We start from the raw sequence: 16,073 nt of genomic DNA, 5'->3' as shown, positions 1-16,073 counted from the left end.
CCGGCGTATGAGCTGTCACGGTGACTCAAGCGCCACCCGCCCTTCGGAGCTCGCTCTTCGCGAAGTATTTCGTCGCGCTGTTCGCGGCGGTGGTCATACCCCTGCTTGTCGCCGGCGGCAGCGAAGCCTGGTTCGGCCATCGCGACCAGAGAGCGCGGCTGAACGACCTTCTCGAAGCCGAAGCCCGATCTGCCGCCGCGAAGATCCAGGACTTCCTGGACGGGATTCGCGATCAGCTGGCCTGGACAGTTCAATTGCCATGGTCGGACAGCGCTGACGAAAGACGCAGGCTCGACGCCTTTCGCCTGTTGCGTCAGGTCCCCGCCGTGGTCAGCCTGACCCTTGTCGATGCCACCGGCCGAGAGCGCGTATTCGTCTCGCGCATGGGGCTCAACAAGGTCGAGAGCGGCGCGGACCATCCGCTCAGCCCGGCGCTCAAAAATATTCGCCCGGGCGGCGCCTGGTATGGCCCCGTGAGCTTCCATGGCGGCTCGGAACCGTTTTTGACCATTGCCGTGGCCGGCACCCGTTCGGCGGTCGGCGTGGCGGTCGCCGAGGTCAATCTCAAATTGATCTGGGACGTCATCTCGGCGATCCGGGTTGGTCGGACGGGAGCAGCGTTCGTGCTCGACCAGCCGGGGCGCCTGATCGCTCATCCCGATATCAGCCTAGTCCTGCGGGCCGACCAGACCGCAATACGGCCGCTCCAGACTCTTCGGGCGAAGATTGCGGCGCAAAGCGGCAAGGCGGCGTCGGGACGCGACATCGACGGCCACATGGTTCTGGCCGCGATGGCACCCATACCCGGCATCGACTGGAGCGTCGTCGTCAAGCAGCCGGTCGCAGAGGCGTTCGAGCCGATCTATGCGGCTCTGTGGCGAACAAGTGCCTTCCTCATCATTGGCTCAGGGCTTGCGGCCGCGCTCGCCTACTGGCTGACCCAGCGCATGATCGAGCCGATCCGCATTCTGGAAGACGGCGTGGCACGGATCGGTGCCGGGCAGTTCGACCACCGGATCGACATCGCCACCGGCGACGAATTCGAGCGGCTGGCGACGCGCTTCAACGCGATGGCCGGCGATCTGGCGGTATCGCAGGAACGCTCGCAACGGATCGGTCGTCTCAAGCGGTTTCTCGCACCCCAGGTGGCAGAACTGGTCGACCACTCGGGCGACGACAGTGTGCTCGACGGTCGGCGCATCGAGGTGGTGGTTGTTTTCGGTGACCTGCGCGGCTTCACCGCCTTTTCGGCACGCGCCGAACCGAACGTCGTCATGAGTTTCCTCAACGACTATTACGACGCCCTGGATAGAGTGGTGATCGACCACGGGGCGACGCTGACGCATTTTTCAGGCGATGGGATGATGGTCCTGATCAACGCCCCTGTCTCCCGCCCAGACCCGGCTCTATGCGCCATCCGTATGGCGCGGGACATGCAGAAGACCGTCCAGTCCCTGCTGCGCGATCGCGAGCCGCTGGATCATCGTCTCGGTTTCGGGGTCGGGCTCGCTCTGGGGCCAGCGACGGTAGGGCGTATCGGCACGGAAGGTCGGCTCGAGTATACGGCGGTCGGAAGCGTCGTGAATCTCGCAGCGCGCTTGTGCGCGAGCGCGCGCAATGCCGAGGTGCTGATCGACATGGCTGCCGCTGACGCAGTCGACGGGCGCGTGCCCTTGATCGAACTCGATGCCCGCGTCCTGAAGGGCTTCGACAAGCCGGTTCGGGTTTTCGCTGCCGGCGAAGCGACAGCGAGCTAGAGCATTTTCGAGCGAAGTGGGCACCAGTTCGCGTGAAGAAAATGCGATAGAACAAAAGCATAGAGCAATCTCGCGATTCGGAGAGTTGCGGAATTGGCCTAGGTGCTCGAATCGGGCTTTCGCGGCGTTGGCCACTGCCACTAGGCGGCATCGACCTTCGCCAGGCGCCGCAGGTCGTCGATATCCCGGATCAGGACTCGCCCTCGTCCCAACGAAATGATGCCGGTGCGCTTCCAGGACTGGAGATGGCGGTTGACCGTTTCGCGCGTCACTCCAGTAAGAGAGGCCAATTCCTCCTGAGAGGCATGGACATCCGTGCCGTAGTCGGCGGCGAGCACCAGGATGCGTCGTGCCAATCGGATCGCGGACGGCAGGAATGTCGTCTCCTCCAGCCGGCCGATGACATCGCGCAGCCGGGCGCAGAGGAGGTCGATCAGTTGCAGCGCCATCGGCGGCTCGCGATTGAGCAGGCTCAAGAAGTCCTGCCGCGGCAGGAAGAACATGTCGGTGTCCTCCATCGCCACAGCGTCGGCCGTGCGCGACTGGCCGTCGAGCAAGGTGATCTCACCGAAGACATCGCCGCCGCCGAGGACGTTCATCGTCATCTGCTGACCGAGATCATCCACTGTTCCGATGCGGATCAGGCCGCGTCGGATGGCATAAAGCCCATCACCGGCATCGCCCTTGAGGAACAGGATCTCCCGGGCGGCGAGGCGCCGCTGCCTGCAGACCGCCGCGATCTTCTCGAGCGCATCCTGTTCGAAGCCCGCGAAGAACGGGTTCGCGCCCAGAATGCTCACGAGGCGATGAGAGGCATCACTCATCGGAAGGCCCCCGAGAACGTGGACCGAGCCGACATGCATCCGCAGCGCATAGATCGACCGGCTGGCATGGCGCAGAAACCAAGGCAAAAGGCCATCATATCCAGTTGCGACCACGCGCGGCAGATCGCAAACGGAACAGACCATGCTGAATGGCTCGATCTGTCACAACACACTCTTGCGGCTATCGCTCTCGAGCCGCGGCGCAAGACGATAGCGGAGTTGACCCTACTTTGTGGACACCCTTGACGTCATTTTCTGGAGTGTCCGATGCCGCGTTTTCGCAATGCCTATCCGCCGGAGTTCCGGCGACAGATGGTGGAGTTGGTTCGATCCGGACGAACGCCTGAAGAGCTTGCCCTGGAGTTTGAGCCGCCCGCGCAGTCGATCGCCAACTGGGTTCGTTAGGCCGAGCGCGACGCGGAGTGCAGAACTGTCGAGGCAACCTGGCGAAAGCTCGGCGACCTAATCCAGCTCGTCTCGCCCAACGAATGCGCCAAATACATCGCGAACGCAGGATACGCTTCCGTGTAAAAGAAGCGCGCTCTAGAGCATTTTTGAGCGAAGTGGACACCGATTCGCGTGAAGAAAATGCGATAAAACAAGGACCTAGAGCAATCTCGCGATTCGAAGAATTGCGGGAAATGCTCTAGCCCGTCGCGAGCGTGCCGTTGCGAATATCGGTGACGAGCATGTAGCCGGGGGCGTGGGTGATGCAGAAGCCGGGGCGGGTCTTGGCGATGACCGCTTGTGGCGTCACGCCGCACGCCCAGAATACCGGGATTTCGCCCGGCCTGATCTCGACGGGATCGCCATAGTCGGGCGCCATGATGTCCCGGATGCCGATCGCAGCGGGATCCCCCAAGTGAACCGGGGCGCCATGGACCGACGGAAACCGGCCGGTGATCTGGACGGCGCGGATCGCCTCGGCCGGCGTCAGCGGGCGCATCGAAACGACGAGCGGCCCGGAGAAGCGGCCGGCCGGGGCGGTCGCGATCGAGGTCCGGTACATCGGCACGTTACTGCCCTGCTCGATATGGCGCACCGGCAGCCCGGCGGCGAGCATCGCCTCCTCGAAGGAGAAGGAGCAGCCGATCAGGAAGCTGACGAGATCGTCGCGCCAGTAGCCGCGGATATCGGTCGGCTCCGCCACCAGCTCGCCGTCCTGCCAGAGCCGGTAGCGCGGCAGGTCACTGCGGATGTCGAGGTCGCGCCCGAGCGCCGGCAGCATCGGATCGCCGATCTCGGACACCCCGATCAACGGGCAGGGCTTCGGATTGCGCTGGCAGAACAGCATGAACTCGAAGGCGAGCTCGCGCGGCAGGATCGCCAGATTGGCCTGGACGAAGCCCGGCGCGACATTCGCGGTCGGCGCGTCGAAGGCCCCCGAGCGGATGGCAAGGCGAGCCGCATAGGGATCGAGCAAGGGCAGGTTGTCTTCCATGGCCTCAGCTCCCGCTTGTGGCGCGCAGCGCCTGTTCCACCGCCTGCCCGATCGACAGGATCGCGCGATCACGGCCGGCGGCGCCGGCGAGCATCAGCCCGACCGGGGCCTCGCCGGAACGATGGCAAGGCAGGCTCACGGCGCAGCCGTCGAGGAAGTTGATGAAGGTCGGATTGCGCAGGATCAGCAGGTTGGTGGCGCCGAAGGCGGCATCATCCGCGAGCTCGTCGATACGGGGCGCGACGATCGGCACGGTCGGCATGACCAAGGCGTCGAACGGGGCGATCCGCGCCTCCACGGACGCGATCCAGGCGGAGCGCGCCGCCAGCAGGTCGATATAGTCGGCCGCCGAGAGCTCGCGGCCGCGCAGGATCCGCACCCGCACGCGCGTGTCGTAGCGATCGCCGGCCCGCTGGATCAGCTCGCGATGCCAGTGCCAGGCTTCCGCCGCCGCAAGGCCGCCTTTGGCGTTGATCGCGCCGAGCTGCGCGAATTCCGGGACGACGATCTCGCTGATCTGCGCCCCGGCTCGTGACAGAGTGCTGAGCGCGGCTTCGAAGCTCGCCGCTACACTCGTGTCCATGCCGTCGAGCGCGACGGTCCTGGGCACGGCGAGCCGCAGACCGGCGAGGCTCGCTTCGCCGAGCAGGTTCTCGCCGGTTCCGGAGAGAACCGCGTCGAGCATGGCGCAGCAGGCGACGCTGCGCCCGATCGGGCCGATCGAATCGAGACTGGTCGAGAGCGGCAGGGCCCCGTCGCGCGGCACACGCCGGGCGGTCGGCTTGAAGCCGGTGAGGCCACACAGCGCAGCGGGGATCCGGACCGAGCCGCCGGTGTCCGTGCCGACCGCGGCTGCGGCCATGCCGTCGCTGACCGAGACGGCCGCCCCCGAGGACGAGCCGCCCGGAATGCGCTTGGCGGCGCGATCGAACGGGTTCAGCGGCGTGCCGTAATGCGGATTGAGCCCGAGCCCGGAGAAGGCGAACTCGGTCATGTTGGTGCGGCCGACGATGATCGCGCCGGCCGCGATGAGTCGCTCGACCACCGGCGCATTGGCCTTGGCCGGCGGCGCGTCATCGAGAGCGACGCTGCCGGCCATGGTAATGTCGCCGGCGACGTCGAACAGGTCCTTGATCGAGATCGGCAGGCCCTCGACCGGCGAACGCACGAAGCCGGCCTGCCGCAGCGCGTCGGAGGCCTGCGCCGTCTTGAGCGCGCGCTCGGCATAGAGCTTGGTGAAGACGCGAGCGCCTTCGCCATCGCTCGCCCGTGCACGCGCCAGGGCGTCTTCCGTCAAGGCGACGGAAGTGGTGCGCCCCGCGGCAAGATCATCGCGCAGTTCGATCAAGGTCCGGCTCATGTCAGGCGACTTCCGGCAACGAGACGATCCGGTAGCTATGCTCGATGCTGCGGCCGAGCACGGGGTCGAACAGCTCCATGGCGAAGGAGGGCGCCGGCCGAATGCCGCCGATCGCCCCCACCGTGCCGCAGATCATGCCGGTTCCGTCGGGCAGGAGCGCCGCGCCGCCTGTGAAGCCGGCGATCAGCTCGAGCGGCGGGCGCAGGCTGGCCAGCGGCCCTTCCTGATAGAGCACCCGCACGCCGTTCTCCTCGATATGGGAGCGGATGATCATCTCGTCCCAATGGCCGGCGACCTCGGCGAAGCGCCAGGCCTTGCGCGCCAGCGGCTTGGCGCAGACCTGCTTGGAGATCGCGACGCCGATCGTCTCGAGCTTGCGGTCGGTGTGGTCGGAGGCGAGGCTGACATACGTCTGCCCGCCCGCGCTGAAGACGAAGGTCTCGACCTCGCCGGAGCTCTCGGTGCCGAGCACCTGGATGCTCTCGGCCTGCGTCACCAGGGCTTCGGCAACGCGGTAATAGAGTGGCACGGTGCTCGGGCGCGGCACCCCGATGGCGGCGAGTTCCTCGATGTGATGCTCGATCGCGGCGCGGTCGCGCCCGGCCCAGCCGGCGACGACCAGCTCGGTGAGATCGACCTTGAGCGGCTGCGGGGCAGCGCCGCCTTCGACGGTGAAGTTCAGTTCCATGACGTCCTGCGGAGTTTACGGGGATGGGAGAAAGGCGATGCGCCGCGCCTATTCGAAGACGCGGGGCAGGAAGAGTGCGAGGTCCGGGAAGAGCGCGAGCAGCAGCAGCAGCGCCGCCATCGCCGCGACATAGGGCATGCTGCCGACGATCACCGCATTCATCGTGCCGCTCTTGCGCAGGCTCTGGACCACGAAGAGGTTGAGGCCGACCGGCGGGGTGATCAGCGCGGCCTCGACCAGCACGATGATCAGGATGCCCAGCCAGATCGGATCGTAGCCGAGCCCGATCATGATCGGCGCCACGATCGGGATCGTGGTGATCATCATCGAGAGCGTCTCCATGAAGCAGCCGAGGATCAGGTAGAACACCACGATCACGACCAGCATCTGGACCGGCGAGAAGCCGAGCCCCCGGATCGAATTGGTGATCGCGTCGGTGATCCCGGTCGCCGACATCACGAAGTTGAGGAAGGCGGCGGCCAGGATGATCAGCATGATCATCGCGGTCGCCTTCATCGTACCCTCGACCGCTTCGCGCAGCATCGACAGCGTCAGGCGGCGCGACCAGGCCGCCAGGAGCATCGCGCCGGTGACGCCGAGCGCGGCGGCTTCCGTCGGGGTTGCAAGGCCGGCATAGATCGAGCCCACGACGAGGAAGAAGATGCCGAGCGGCGGGGCCAGATGCGCCAGGCTGGCGAAGCGCTCGCCCCAGCTCGCGGTGATCCGGCGCCCGCCCCATTCCGGCTTGACCACGCAACCGATGATGACGGTGAGCATGAACAGGCCGGCCAACAGCAGGCCAGGGATGATGCCGGCGAGATAGAGCTTGGGCACCGAGGAGTTGGTCAGCACCCCGTAGAGCACGAGGTTGATCGAGGGCGGGATCAGGATGCCGAGCGTGCCGCCGGCGGCGAGACTGCCGAGGAAGAGCGGCTCATTGTAGCCGTAGCGCTTGATCTGCGGCAGCGCGACGGTGCCGACCGTTGCGGCGGTCGCGACGCTCGATCCCGAGGTCGCCGCGAACAGGGCAGAGGCGCCGATATTGGCGTGCATCAGCCCGCCCGGCAGCCAGGACAGCCACAGGCTCATCGCGCCGTACATGCGCTCGGCGAAGCCTGAGCGCAGCAGGATCTCGCCGAGCAGGATAAAGAGCGGGATGGCGACGAGCAGGAACTCGTTGTTGGTGCTCCAGGCGAGCTCGCCGATGCCGCGCGTCAGCGGCAGCATCGAGTAGAGCGGGTCGAGGATCAGGCCGAGCACGCCGAGCGCCGCGCCGACCGGGATCGACAGGCCGATCAGGACGAGCAGGAGGATGAGGGTCGTGGCGATCATGCCGCTTCTCCCTTGACCATGCGCTCGCCGGCGGCGGCTTCCTCTTCGGCCTCTTCCTGGGTCGAGCGCACGCCGGCGATCGCCTTCACGGTGGCGATATCGCCGGTCACCAGCGCGACCGAGGCGCGCAGCAGCATCAAAGCGAGGATGACGCACATGAAGAGCAGGCCGGCGAACCAAAGCCCCTGCGGGATCGCCAGCGGCGTCGCCAGCGGCGTATTGGCCCGCGAGCTCTGGGCGAGCGAGGCGCCGACCACGTCATAGGCGTAATAGGTCAGCATCGCCATGAAGACGCCGAGCGCGACCAGCGAGACCCAGTCGAGGACGGCGGCGAGCCGCACGGGGAAGTACTGGTAGAGCACGTCGACGCGGACATTGGCCCGCTGCAGCGTCGCGAAGGCGAGCGACCAGCTCGTGCTGACGGCGAAGGCGTAGCTCGACAATTCGTCCGCACCGCCGGTGGTGAAGCCGAGGAATTTGCGGGCGAGCACGTCGAAGGAGATCAGCAGCACGCTCGCGATCGTCAGCGCCCCGGCACACCAGACGGCGACGCGGGACAGGCTCTCGGCATGGCGCAGCAGCGCCGCCAGAGCGTTAGGCGGGGGCGGATTGGTCATGGAATCCTCGGCTCCCAGGGAGATCGGGGCAGAGACCGGCGCGAGCCGGCCTCTGCCGGGGCGCTCACTTCTTGGCGGTCAGGCCGAGTTCCTTGCCGACCGTGGCGTTGAAGCCGGCGACGCAATCGGCCGAGCAGCGCGCAGCCCATTTCGGCAGCACCTTCTCCTGCAGCACAGTCTTGAGCAGCGCCTTGTCGGCGTCGGTCGGGACGACGAGCTGCATCTTGCCCTTGACCGACAGGGTGCAGGCGGCGGCGCCGGTGTTGCAGTCATAGCCCTGCTGGGTCTGCTGCGCGGCGGCGTCCCAGATCTGGCCGACCAGGGCCTTGATGTTGGTCGCCAGGAACTCGCGGACCTTGGGGTCGATCTTGTTCCAGGCGGCCTCGTTGACCGCGTGGATCTGCTGGTTCCAGTTGATCGGCAGCGCCAGCAGATGCGTCGAGACCTCGTACCACTTGGCCGAATAGCCCGAGAGCGAGCCGGTGATGGCGCAGTCGACGACCTTGTTCTGCAGGGCCGGCACGACCTCGCCGAAGGCCATTGTCACGCTCGAGCCGCCGAAGGCCTCGACGAACTCGGCCTGGGTGCGGCTGGAGGTGCGGACCTTCTTGCCCTTGAGATCGGCGAGGCCCTTGATCTCGGCGTTGCAGAACAGCACCTGCGCCGGATAGGGGGAGATCCCGAGCAGACGGACCTTCGAGCCTTCGCCGTAGAACTTGGCATAGATCGGCGCGAACGCGTCGGTGATCGCGCGAGCGGTCTTGGCGTCGGGCGCGAGGCCGGCGAGGTCGATCGCCTCGTTGATCGGGTTGTCGCTGGCGAAATAGGACAGGGTGGCGGTGCCGAACTCGATCACGCCCTGCGACATCAAACGCAGCAATTCGGGCCCCTTCAGTCCCATCTCGTTGAAGCCCTTGATCTCGGCCGTGACCTGGCCCTTCGATTTCTCGGGGATGGTCTTGGTCCAGAACGGCTGCTCATAGTCCTGATAGGCGGTGAGATTGCTGAGCCCGCCGACCACCTTGAGATTGGCCTTCGGCAGATCCTGAGCAGAGGCTGCGGTCGCCGCGAGCAGACCGGCGGCGAGAATGAAAGCTTTCATCGTTTATCCCCTCGTTGGTGGTTGGTGGTGAAATGCCTCGCGCCCTAGTCCCAGGACTGGCAGGCGCGAGGGTGGCGGAGCAGGCATTCCGGGCCGTCCGGCGTGACGAGAACCATCTCGCCGAGCGCCGCGCCGCCGAGATCGGGCACGAACAGGTTAGGGTGCAGCTCGAAGAGCATGCCGGGCGCCAGCGCGAGATCGGAGGCCGCGGCGGGCGGCGCGCCGGGGTCGAAATGCTGGCGGAAGACCGCGGTCGTCAGCGGCTCCTCATAGGAGAAGCCGAGGCCGTGCCCATTGCGGAAGCGCCGGAGGTTCTGACGGTCACGAGCATCGACACGCTCGGCCAGCACGGCCTCCATGGCCGCTTCGGCGCCCGCCAGCGGCAAGCCCGGACGCAGCGCCGCCAGACCCGCTCCCAGCATCGCCTCGACATGGCCGGCGAGGGCGCGATGCGCGGGTTTCTGCGGCCCGATGCTGCCCATCCGGATGCCATGGCCCCAATGGCCGTCGACCGTGAGAGCGACGCCCAACAGGACCTGGTCGCCGTATTCCGGCACCCGCCGGGCCTCCGCAGGCCAGTAGCGCGGATAGTCCGCCGCCGGTGCGATGGTCAGCCAGGTCCGGCTGTAGTCGGCACCCTGCCTGCGCGCCTCGGTTTCGAGATCGAGCTGGATTTCCCAGGCCGGACGCCGTCGCGCCAGCTCGGCACCGAGCCGACCGAAGAGCAGGTCGCACAGGGCAGCCGCGTCACGATGCCGTCTGAGGGCGGCGGAATCCTTGAGCAGCCGCAGCCGCGCCGCGGCATCATCCAGCGACGGACCGGCAGTGAAGCCATCTGCCGCCAGCGCGGAGTCGACCTGCCGGGGCAATTCGCCGAAGCCGACCGTTGCGACGCAAGTGCCGTTCGTCCGCGCCACGAGCGCCTTGCCCCAGGCCAGCGGCGGACGATATTCGGCGGCGAGATGGGGCCCCAGTTCGCGCGCCAGCGGCAGCATGAACGGGCTGCCGACGATGAGGCGCGCGCCCTCCTCGGTGACGAGCAGCAGCGACAGGCTCTCATGCCCGTCCCAGCCACTGAAGAAACGAAGGGCGCCGTGCGAGGCGCTGCCGGCGCCGAGGGCGCTGCCGAAGCCAAAGACCGCAACGCTGTCGGCACCATGATCACGCGCCAGACACAGCAGAGCTTGCCGCCGCTTCGCGAATACTTCAGCGATGTCGCCCGTTGCCCCGCCCGTCATTGCGGCTCAGGCCGAGATGACGACAGCGGCGCCAATGACCAGGCCTGCCGAAACGATGATGTCTGCAAGGTTCAACGCGTGACCCCTCTGCCGCGACTTTAGAGCCGTCTATGCATCGGCATTGCAGGGCATCGGGGGCGTTGCTGTCCAATCGTATGTTTGGAACCGAGGTATAAGCCGGATTTATCACCCCTTCTGGCCGGCGGGGGACTCCCGTGCGACCGCTTGCGCCATGCGCGCGATGACGCGGGAGGGATGACTGTCGGGCCCGTCGATCCAGCTCGCGGTGAAGCTGAGATCTGGCAAAGGGTCGGCCTCGACCTCGACGATCTGCAATTCGCCGCGCTCCAGTTCGCGGCCGAGGAAGACCGGTGTGATCACGGCCGCGCCGATGCCGTCGAGCACCATGCGCACCACCATCGAGAGCGAGGCGCTGCCATACATGCGCGGCGTCGAGATGCCGGCGCGCATCAGCATGTCGCGGACCTGCCGGTAGGGCGAGCTGTTGGAGGGATAGGTGATGATCGGGAGCCCGGCGATGCGGGCGAGCGTGACCGGGCCGGGGCCGAGGCCGGCGCCGGGCTTGACGACCCAGGCGAGCGGATAGGTGCAGAGCGGCAGGTTCTCCACCCGCGCTTCGAGCACGGGGCCGAGCAGGAAGGCGAGATCGATCTGGCGCGCCATCAGATGCGATTGCAGCACATGGGTGCTGTCGACCTCTATCTCGAGGACGAGCGCCGGATAGGCGACGTGGACCTCCTCGATCAGCTTGGGCAGCCAGGTCTGGACGATGGTCTCGGCGACGCCGATCCGCAGCGTGCCGCTCATCGTGGTCTGGTCGCGGGCGGCCTGGATCATGTCGCGGCGCGCCTGCATCATCCGTTCGGCATGGGCGAGCAGTTCATGGCCCTTGGCGGTCAGCTTCACGCCGCGCGCATCGCGCTCGAACAGGCGCACGCCGAGCGCGGTCTCCAGCGAGGCGATCCGCTGCGAGATCGCGGGCTGGGTCGTGCCGAGCTTCTCCGAGGCCGCCCGCAGACTGCCGAGCGCGGCCGCCCAGAAGAAGGTCTCGATATTGCGCAGGTCGATCATGGCGCGATGATGCCGGGAAACGGGGCGGGCACCAACAAAAAGCCGGCTACGGCCGAGGTCACATGGGGCGGCAAGGTTTGCGTTCGTCGCGTGGTCAGCGGGGTCGACAGCAGCATCCCCAGGCTTCCGGGATAGCGCTGGCGCTGGAGCGGAGGCCCTCCGGCCTCCTGAGCCGGACCTCTCCGCCTCGACTCTAGAGCATTTTCGAGCGAAGCGGGGACCGGTTCGCGTGAAGAAAATATGATAAAACAGGGACCTAGAACATTTCCGCGATTCGAAGAATTGCGGAATTGCTCTAGGACAACATCCGGGCATTGCGCCGGATCGCCTGGGGCGGCTGGCCGAAGCTTCGCAGGAAGGCGCGTCGCATCCGCTCGCGATCGGCGAAGCCGGTCTGCTCGGCAATCGCCTCGATCGGGTGGCTGGTCTGCTCCATCAGCACCCGCGCCGCCTCCAGCCGCAGCGTCTCGACCGCCTTGGCCGGAGACTGGTCGGTTTCGGCATGGAAGGCGCGGCTGAACTGACGCGGGCTCAGCCGCGCCGCATCGGCGAGGTCCTCGACGCTGAGCCGGCCGGACAGATTGCGCCTGGCATAGTCCAGAGCCGACTGGATGCGGTCGGACTTGGCATCCATCTCCAGCAGGGCCGAATGCTGCGACTGGCCGCCGCCGCGGCGATGGTAGAGCACCAGCTTCCTGGCCGTCATCCGCGCGACCTCGGGACCCAGATCCTTCTCGATCATGCTGAGCGCCAGATCGACGCCGGCGCTCATTCCGGCCGAGGTCCAGATCGAGCCGTCGACGATGGAGATGCGGTCCGGTTCCACCTTGATCTTGGGGTAGCGCGCCGCGAGATCGCGGGCCCAGACCCAATGGGTCGTCACCTGGCGGCCGTCGAGAATGCCGGCCTGCGCCAGGACGAAGGTGCCGGTGCAGACCGCAGCACCCGCCGGGCGGTCCGTGCCGAGTGCTGCACGAACTGCGTCACGCCGTCCGGCCCGGCCGAGCCCTTCAGGTCCCCGGCGAAGATCACCGTGTCATAGGGCGTGTCGTCGAACGGGGTCGTCTCGATCGCAGGGCCGACAGAGGTCTTCACCGGGCCGCCGCTCTCCGACAGGAGAGACACATCATAGGCCCCGGGCAGCGCCAGATTGGCGAGTTCGAAGGCCGAGAGCGCGGCCAGGCTCATCATCTGTACGCCTGGGAAAATGACGAAGCCGATCCGGTGCATGGCGACGATGAAACTCCTGAGCGCTGGATTGGGTAGCCTTCTCGTCGCCGGTACCGTCTTCGGCGCGGTCTCGGGCGCGGTGGCGCCCAGGGGCTGGCTGTCCGCCTTGCAGTCGACCACCACGGACAACGCCTATGTCCGCGGCGACGTGACCCCGATCAGCCCTCGCATCGCCGGCTACATCACCGAAGTCTCGATCCGCGACAATCAGGCGATCAAGGCGGGCGATGTGTTGTTCCGCATCGACGACAGCGACTACCGCGCCCGCGTCGACCAGGCCGCAGCGGCCCTCGACACCCGTCGCGCGCTGCTCGCCAATCTGGCAAGCCGGATCGACCAGGCGCATGCCGTCCTCAAAGGCGCCGAGGCGGAAGACGACCGCGCCGCCCGCGATTTCGTCCGCATCCGCGAGCTCAGGCGGCAAGGCTGGGCGCCGCAGGCTCGCAGCGAGCAGACCGAGGCCGACCATCTGCGCGCCGCCGCCAAGCTCGCCGAGGCACAGGCGAATGTCACCTCGGCCCGGCGCCAGATGGAGGTGCTCGACAGCCAGCGCCCGCAGCTCACCGCCGACATCGCCGGCGCCCAGGCCGCTTTACGGCTTGCCGAGATCGAGCTGGAGCACACCACCGTGCGCGGACCGGCGGATGGCTGGGTCAGCGAGCGGCAGGCGCGAGTCGGCCAATATGTCCGGCCCGGCACCCTTCTGATCGCGGTCGTGCCGCGCGCGTTCTGGGTGGTCGCCAATTTCAAGGAGACCCAGCTTCCGGCGTTCCATCTCGGCGGCGCGGTCGCGATCACGATCGACGCTGCGCCGGGCGCGGTGTTCCGCGGGCGCGTCGAGAGCTTCTCGCCGGCGAGCGGCGCTCAGTTCGCCCTGCTGCCGCCGGACAATGCGACCGGCAACTTCACCAAGGTCGTCCAGCGCATCCCGGTGCGGATCGCCTTCGACGCTGGCCAGCCTGAGCTCGAGCGGCTGCGCCCGGGCATGTCCGCGATCGTGACGCTGCTCTCCGCCCGCCACGGCGCAGATCAGTGACATTTGAGACGCAGCCGGCACGCACTATCCGTGCTCGCCACCAACCAGAACGAAAAGAGAGGAACAGAGTATGAGCACCGCCAGCAAGGGCTTCGCCCTCATCACCGGCGCCGATCTCTTCAATCGCCGCGCCGTCTCCGCCACGCTACCGGGCTCGACTGCGGTCAAGGAGATCACCTGCGCGATCCGGGTCGGCGATCGGACCTGACGGAGTCCATCACTCCCATGCGCCGCTGGGTCAGATCGGAAAACTGGGTGAGATTGCCGAGAGCAGCGGGTGCTCGAATACGTCACGCAAGCTTCGAGAACCTGAAAGGAACACGCATGATGGCGCCGGGCCGTCCCCTGCTCTCGTCATCCCCGCGCCTTTCGCCCGCGTCCCACGATCTCGCCGATCGAGACGACCAACGCGCAGATGGCGACCAGGACGAGCGATGCGGCCGAAGCCGCCGGCAGGTCGGTGCCGGTCTCCGAGACCTTGCTGTAGAGAACGAGCGGTAGGATGTTCACCTGCGTGCCGACCAGCGCGAGCGCCGTGCCATAGGCGCCGACCGCGACTGCCGAGGTCAGGCAGAAGGCCGCGACGAGGCTCGGCATGATCTGCGGCAGCATGACGTCGACGAGCGCCCTCGCGCCGCTGGCCCCGAGCGAGCGCGCCGCGGTCAACTGGTTGCGGTCGAAATTGCTGATGGCCGGCAGCACGATCAGCACCACGCGGGGCACCAGATAGTAGGAATAGGCCAGGCCGAGGCCGAGCGGCGAGAAGATGAAGGCCCCGGTCACCGCCGGGTCGAAGCCGAGCTCGGCCAGAAGCAGGGTGACGAAGCCGGAACGGCCCAGCAGCAGGATGAAGCCATAGGCGACGATCAGGCCCGAGAAGGTCAGCGGCAGCGAGATCGCGATCAGAGCCGCCGTGCGCAATCCGGGCGCGAGACGCGACAGGGTCAGCGCGACGCAGAAGCCGACGACCAGGGAGAACAGCGGCGCGACCGTGCCGAGGACGAGCGTGCCGCGCAGCCCGTTCCAGAACACGGGATCGGCCGTGAGCCGCCCGAAGGCGCTGCCGCCATCGGCGAGAGCGCCGACCAGCACGGCGCAGACCGGCAGCAGGAAAAACAGCCCGAAGACGATGGCGCCGGGTGCTGCAAAGGCGGCCAGGGTAGGAGTGGATGCTCGCGCACTCATCGACCGTCTTTCGCCTCGGTGGAGGGGCAGCGCCAGGCTGTCCCATTGGGACAGCCTGGCCGTGGCGGTTACTGGCCGAGGATGGCCTTGGCCCAGCCGGCGTCGATCTCGGCCTTCTTGGCGGTCGCCTTGGCGATGTCCATCGCGCGCACCTGCGGTGCAGCCGGCATCTTGTCGGCGACGCTGGCGGGCATGGAAACCCCGGTGACGGCCGGGCGCACAAAGCCTTCGGCGAAGATCTTCTGGCCTTCATCGCTCATGATGAAATTGAGCCAGAGCTTGCCGGCATTGGGGTTGGGCCCGTTCTTGACCAGGGAGATCGCGTAGGGAGCGGCGGCCGAGGCTTCCTGCGGGATGACCACCGAGATCGCATCGCCCATGCCATCGACGAACTTCGCCTTCAGGCCGTCGTTCTCATAGCCGATCCAGATCGGGATCTCGCCCTTGAGGAACTGGGCATAGGGCGTGGTGCCGACGGTGCGCAGCACGTTGCCGGCCTTGGTCAGCTTGCCGAGATAGGCGATGCCGGGAGCGACATCGTCCATGCTGCCGCCATTGCCGAAGGCGGCGGCGAAGGTCACCACCTGCCCCTGCCCCGTCGAGCGGGGATCCTGATAGACGATCGCGCTCTTGTATTCGGGCTTGAGCAGGTCCGCCCAGCTCTGCGGCACGGTCTTCACCAGCTTTGTGTTGACCAGGAAGGCGACGTTCAGGGTGTGGATCGAGAACCAGCGGCCGTCCGGGTCACGCAAGGTGTTGTCGAGGCGGTCGAAATTGACGGGCTTGAAGCCTTCGACGACGCCAGCCTTCGCGGCATCGAGCGCCGATGCCGCGAAATAATAGGCGGTGTCGGCCTGCGGCCGGTTGCGCGCCTTGTCGAGGGCGACGACCGTCGCCGCGGAACCGAGATCGTTATAGACCATCTCGACGCCGGGATAGCGCTTCTGGAAGGCCTTGAACTGGCCTGCCCAGTTGGCCCAGGTCGGCCCGGTGTCGAAAGAGACGACCAGGCCTTCCTTGCGGGCGCTCTCGTAGAGGGCCTTCTCGCCGGCATAGAGTTCGGCGCCCTCGAAGGCGAAGGCCGCGCCGCCCATGGTTCCGGCTGCGGCTAGGAGGGCGACTTGCAACAGGTGTCGTCTGTTCATCGGAATGTCCTCGCAGTTGGAATGAG

Annotated in this window: 14 protein-coding genes and 2 pseudogenes; 4 read left to right on the top strand and 12 right to left on the bottom strand. The window is 67.0% G+C overall.

The genetic code is table 11. The features are described 5' to 3' along the window. Nucleotides 1–20: 20 nt before the first annotated feature. A complete protein-coding gene (locus BMZ69_RS10875) occupies nt 21–1,757 on the top strand; it encodes a cache domain-containing protein (protein WP_092156648.1) in 1,737 nt (578 codons plus the stop codon). Nucleotides 1,758–1,897: 140 nt separating this feature from the next. On the opposite strand, the gene BMZ69_RS10870 is transcribed toward BMZ69_RS10875, so the two are convergent. Next, nucleotides 1,898–2,581 (bottom strand): Crp/Fnr family transcriptional regulator, encoded by a 684-nt coding sequence (locus tag BMZ69_RS10870; RefSeq protein ID WP_092156703.1) that lies wholly within the window; start codon nt 2,579–2,581, stop codon nt 1,898–1,900. 267 nt (nt 2,582–2,848) lie between these two features. Between BMZ69_RS10870 and BMZ69_RS31580 the strand changes: the two are divergent. Beyond that, nucleotides 2,849–2,980, top strand: a pseudogene (locus BMZ69_RS31580) (IS3 family transposase); the annotation flags it as partial. A gap of 247 nt (nt 2,981–3,227) precedes the next feature. Here BMZ69_RS31580 and BMZ69_RS10865 read toward each other — a convergent pair. The 9 genes and pseudogenes from BMZ69_RS10865 to BMZ69_RS10825 all read right to left on the bottom strand — a co-directional run bounded on the left by BMZ69_RS10865 (nt 3,228) and on the right by BMZ69_RS10825 (nt 12,681). Continuing rightward, entirely contained in the window at nt 3,228–4,022 is a 795-nt protein-coding gene (locus BMZ69_RS10865; RefSeq protein WP_092156647.1) for a putative hydro-lyase, read from the bottom strand. A 4-nt stretch (nt 4,023–4,026) separates the two neighbouring features. Next, complete coding sequence (locus BMZ69_RS10860; protein ID WP_092156646.1) at nt 4,027–5,382, bottom strand: amidase; 1,356 nt, start codon at nt 5,380–5,382, stop codon at nt 4,027–4,029. Between the two features lies 1 nt (nt 5,383). Further along, nucleotides 5,384–6,070 (bottom strand): DUF2848 domain-containing protein, encoded by a 687-nt coding sequence (locus BMZ69_RS10855; RefSeq protein ID WP_092156645.1) that lies wholly within the window; start codon nt 6,068–6,070, stop codon nt 5,384–5,386. 48 nt (nt 6,071–6,118) lie between these two features. Then, nucleotides 6,119–7,402, bottom strand: a complete 1,284-nt coding sequence (locus BMZ69_RS10850) for a TRAP transporter large permease (RefSeq protein ID WP_092156644.1) — start codon at nt 7,400–7,402, stop codon at nt 6,119–6,121. Next, nucleotides 7,399–8,019, bottom strand: a complete 621-nt coding sequence (locus tag BMZ69_RS10845; RefSeq protein WP_092156643.1) for a TRAP transporter small permease subunit — start codon at nt 8,017–8,019, stop codon at nt 7,399–7,401. Before BMZ69_RS10845 ends, BMZ69_RS10850 begins: the two co-directional genes overlap by 4 nt. A gap of 64 nt (nt 8,020–8,083) precedes the next feature. Beyond that, nucleotides 8,084–9,121, bottom strand: a complete 1,038-nt coding sequence (locus tag BMZ69_RS10840; RefSeq protein WP_092156642.1) for a TRAP transporter substrate-binding protein — start codon at nt 9,119–9,121, stop codon at nt 8,084–8,086. A gap of 44 nt (nt 9,122–9,165) precedes the next feature. After that, nucleotides 9,166–10,359, bottom strand: a complete 1,194-nt coding sequence (locus tag BMZ69_RS10835) for a M24 family metallopeptidase (protein ID WP_092156641.1) — start codon at nt 10,357–10,359, stop codon at nt 9,166–9,168. A 186-nt stretch (nt 10,360–10,545) separates the two neighbouring features. Next, nucleotides 10,546–11,451, bottom strand: coding sequence for a LysR family transcriptional regulator (locus BMZ69_RS10830; RefSeq protein WP_092156640.1), 906 nt, complete (start codon nt 11,449–11,451; stop codon nt 10,546–10,548). A 295-nt stretch (nt 11,452–11,746) separates the two neighbouring features. Then, nucleotides 11,747–12,681, bottom strand: a pseudogene (locus tag BMZ69_RS10825) (GlxA family transcriptional regulator). On the opposite strand from BMZ69_RS10825, the gene BMZ69_RS10820 reads away from it, so the two are divergent. Together BMZ69_RS10820 and BMZ69_RS31575 are read left to right on the top strand one after the other, a co-directional pair. Beyond that, nucleotides 12,680–13,717 (top strand): HlyD family secretion protein, encoded by a 1,038-nt coding sequence (locus BMZ69_RS10820; protein ID WP_175506756.1) that lies wholly within the window; start codon nt 12,680–12,682, stop codon nt 13,715–13,717. The pseudogene BMZ69_RS10825 and the gene BMZ69_RS10820 sit on opposite strands and share 2 nt — an antisense overlap. Before the next feature lie 70 nt (nt 13,718–13,787). Next, nucleotides 13,788–13,925 (top strand): hypothetical protein, encoded by a 138-nt coding sequence (locus BMZ69_RS31575; RefSeq protein WP_175506755.1) that lies wholly within the window; start codon nt 13,788–13,790, stop codon nt 13,923–13,925. A gap of 146 nt (nt 13,926–14,071) precedes the next feature. Here the strand turns inward: BMZ69_RS31575 and BMZ69_RS10815 are convergent, their stop codons facing one another. Together BMZ69_RS10815 and BMZ69_RS10810 are read right to left on the bottom strand one after the other, a co-directional pair. Then, complete coding sequence (locus tag BMZ69_RS10815) at nt 14,072–14,902, bottom strand: ABC transporter permease (protein WP_092156638.1); 831 nt, start codon at nt 14,900–14,902, stop codon at nt 14,072–14,074. A 68-nt stretch (nt 14,903–14,970) separates the two neighbouring features. After that, a complete protein-coding gene (locus BMZ69_RS10810; protein WP_092156637.1) occupies nt 14,971–16,047 on the bottom strand; it encodes an extracellular solute-binding protein in 1,077 nt (358 codons plus the stop codon). Nucleotides 16,048–16,073 lie beyond the last annotated feature (26 nt).

It is taken from the genome of Allobosea sp. CRIB-10 (assembly GCF_900112185.1).
Classification (GTDB): domain Bacteria; phylum Pseudomonadota; class Alphaproteobacteria; order Rhizobiales; family Beijerinckiaceae; genus Allobosea.
The sequence above is the reverse complement of the archived record's forward strand: the minus strand, read 5'-3'. Positions and strand labels throughout refer to the sequence as shown.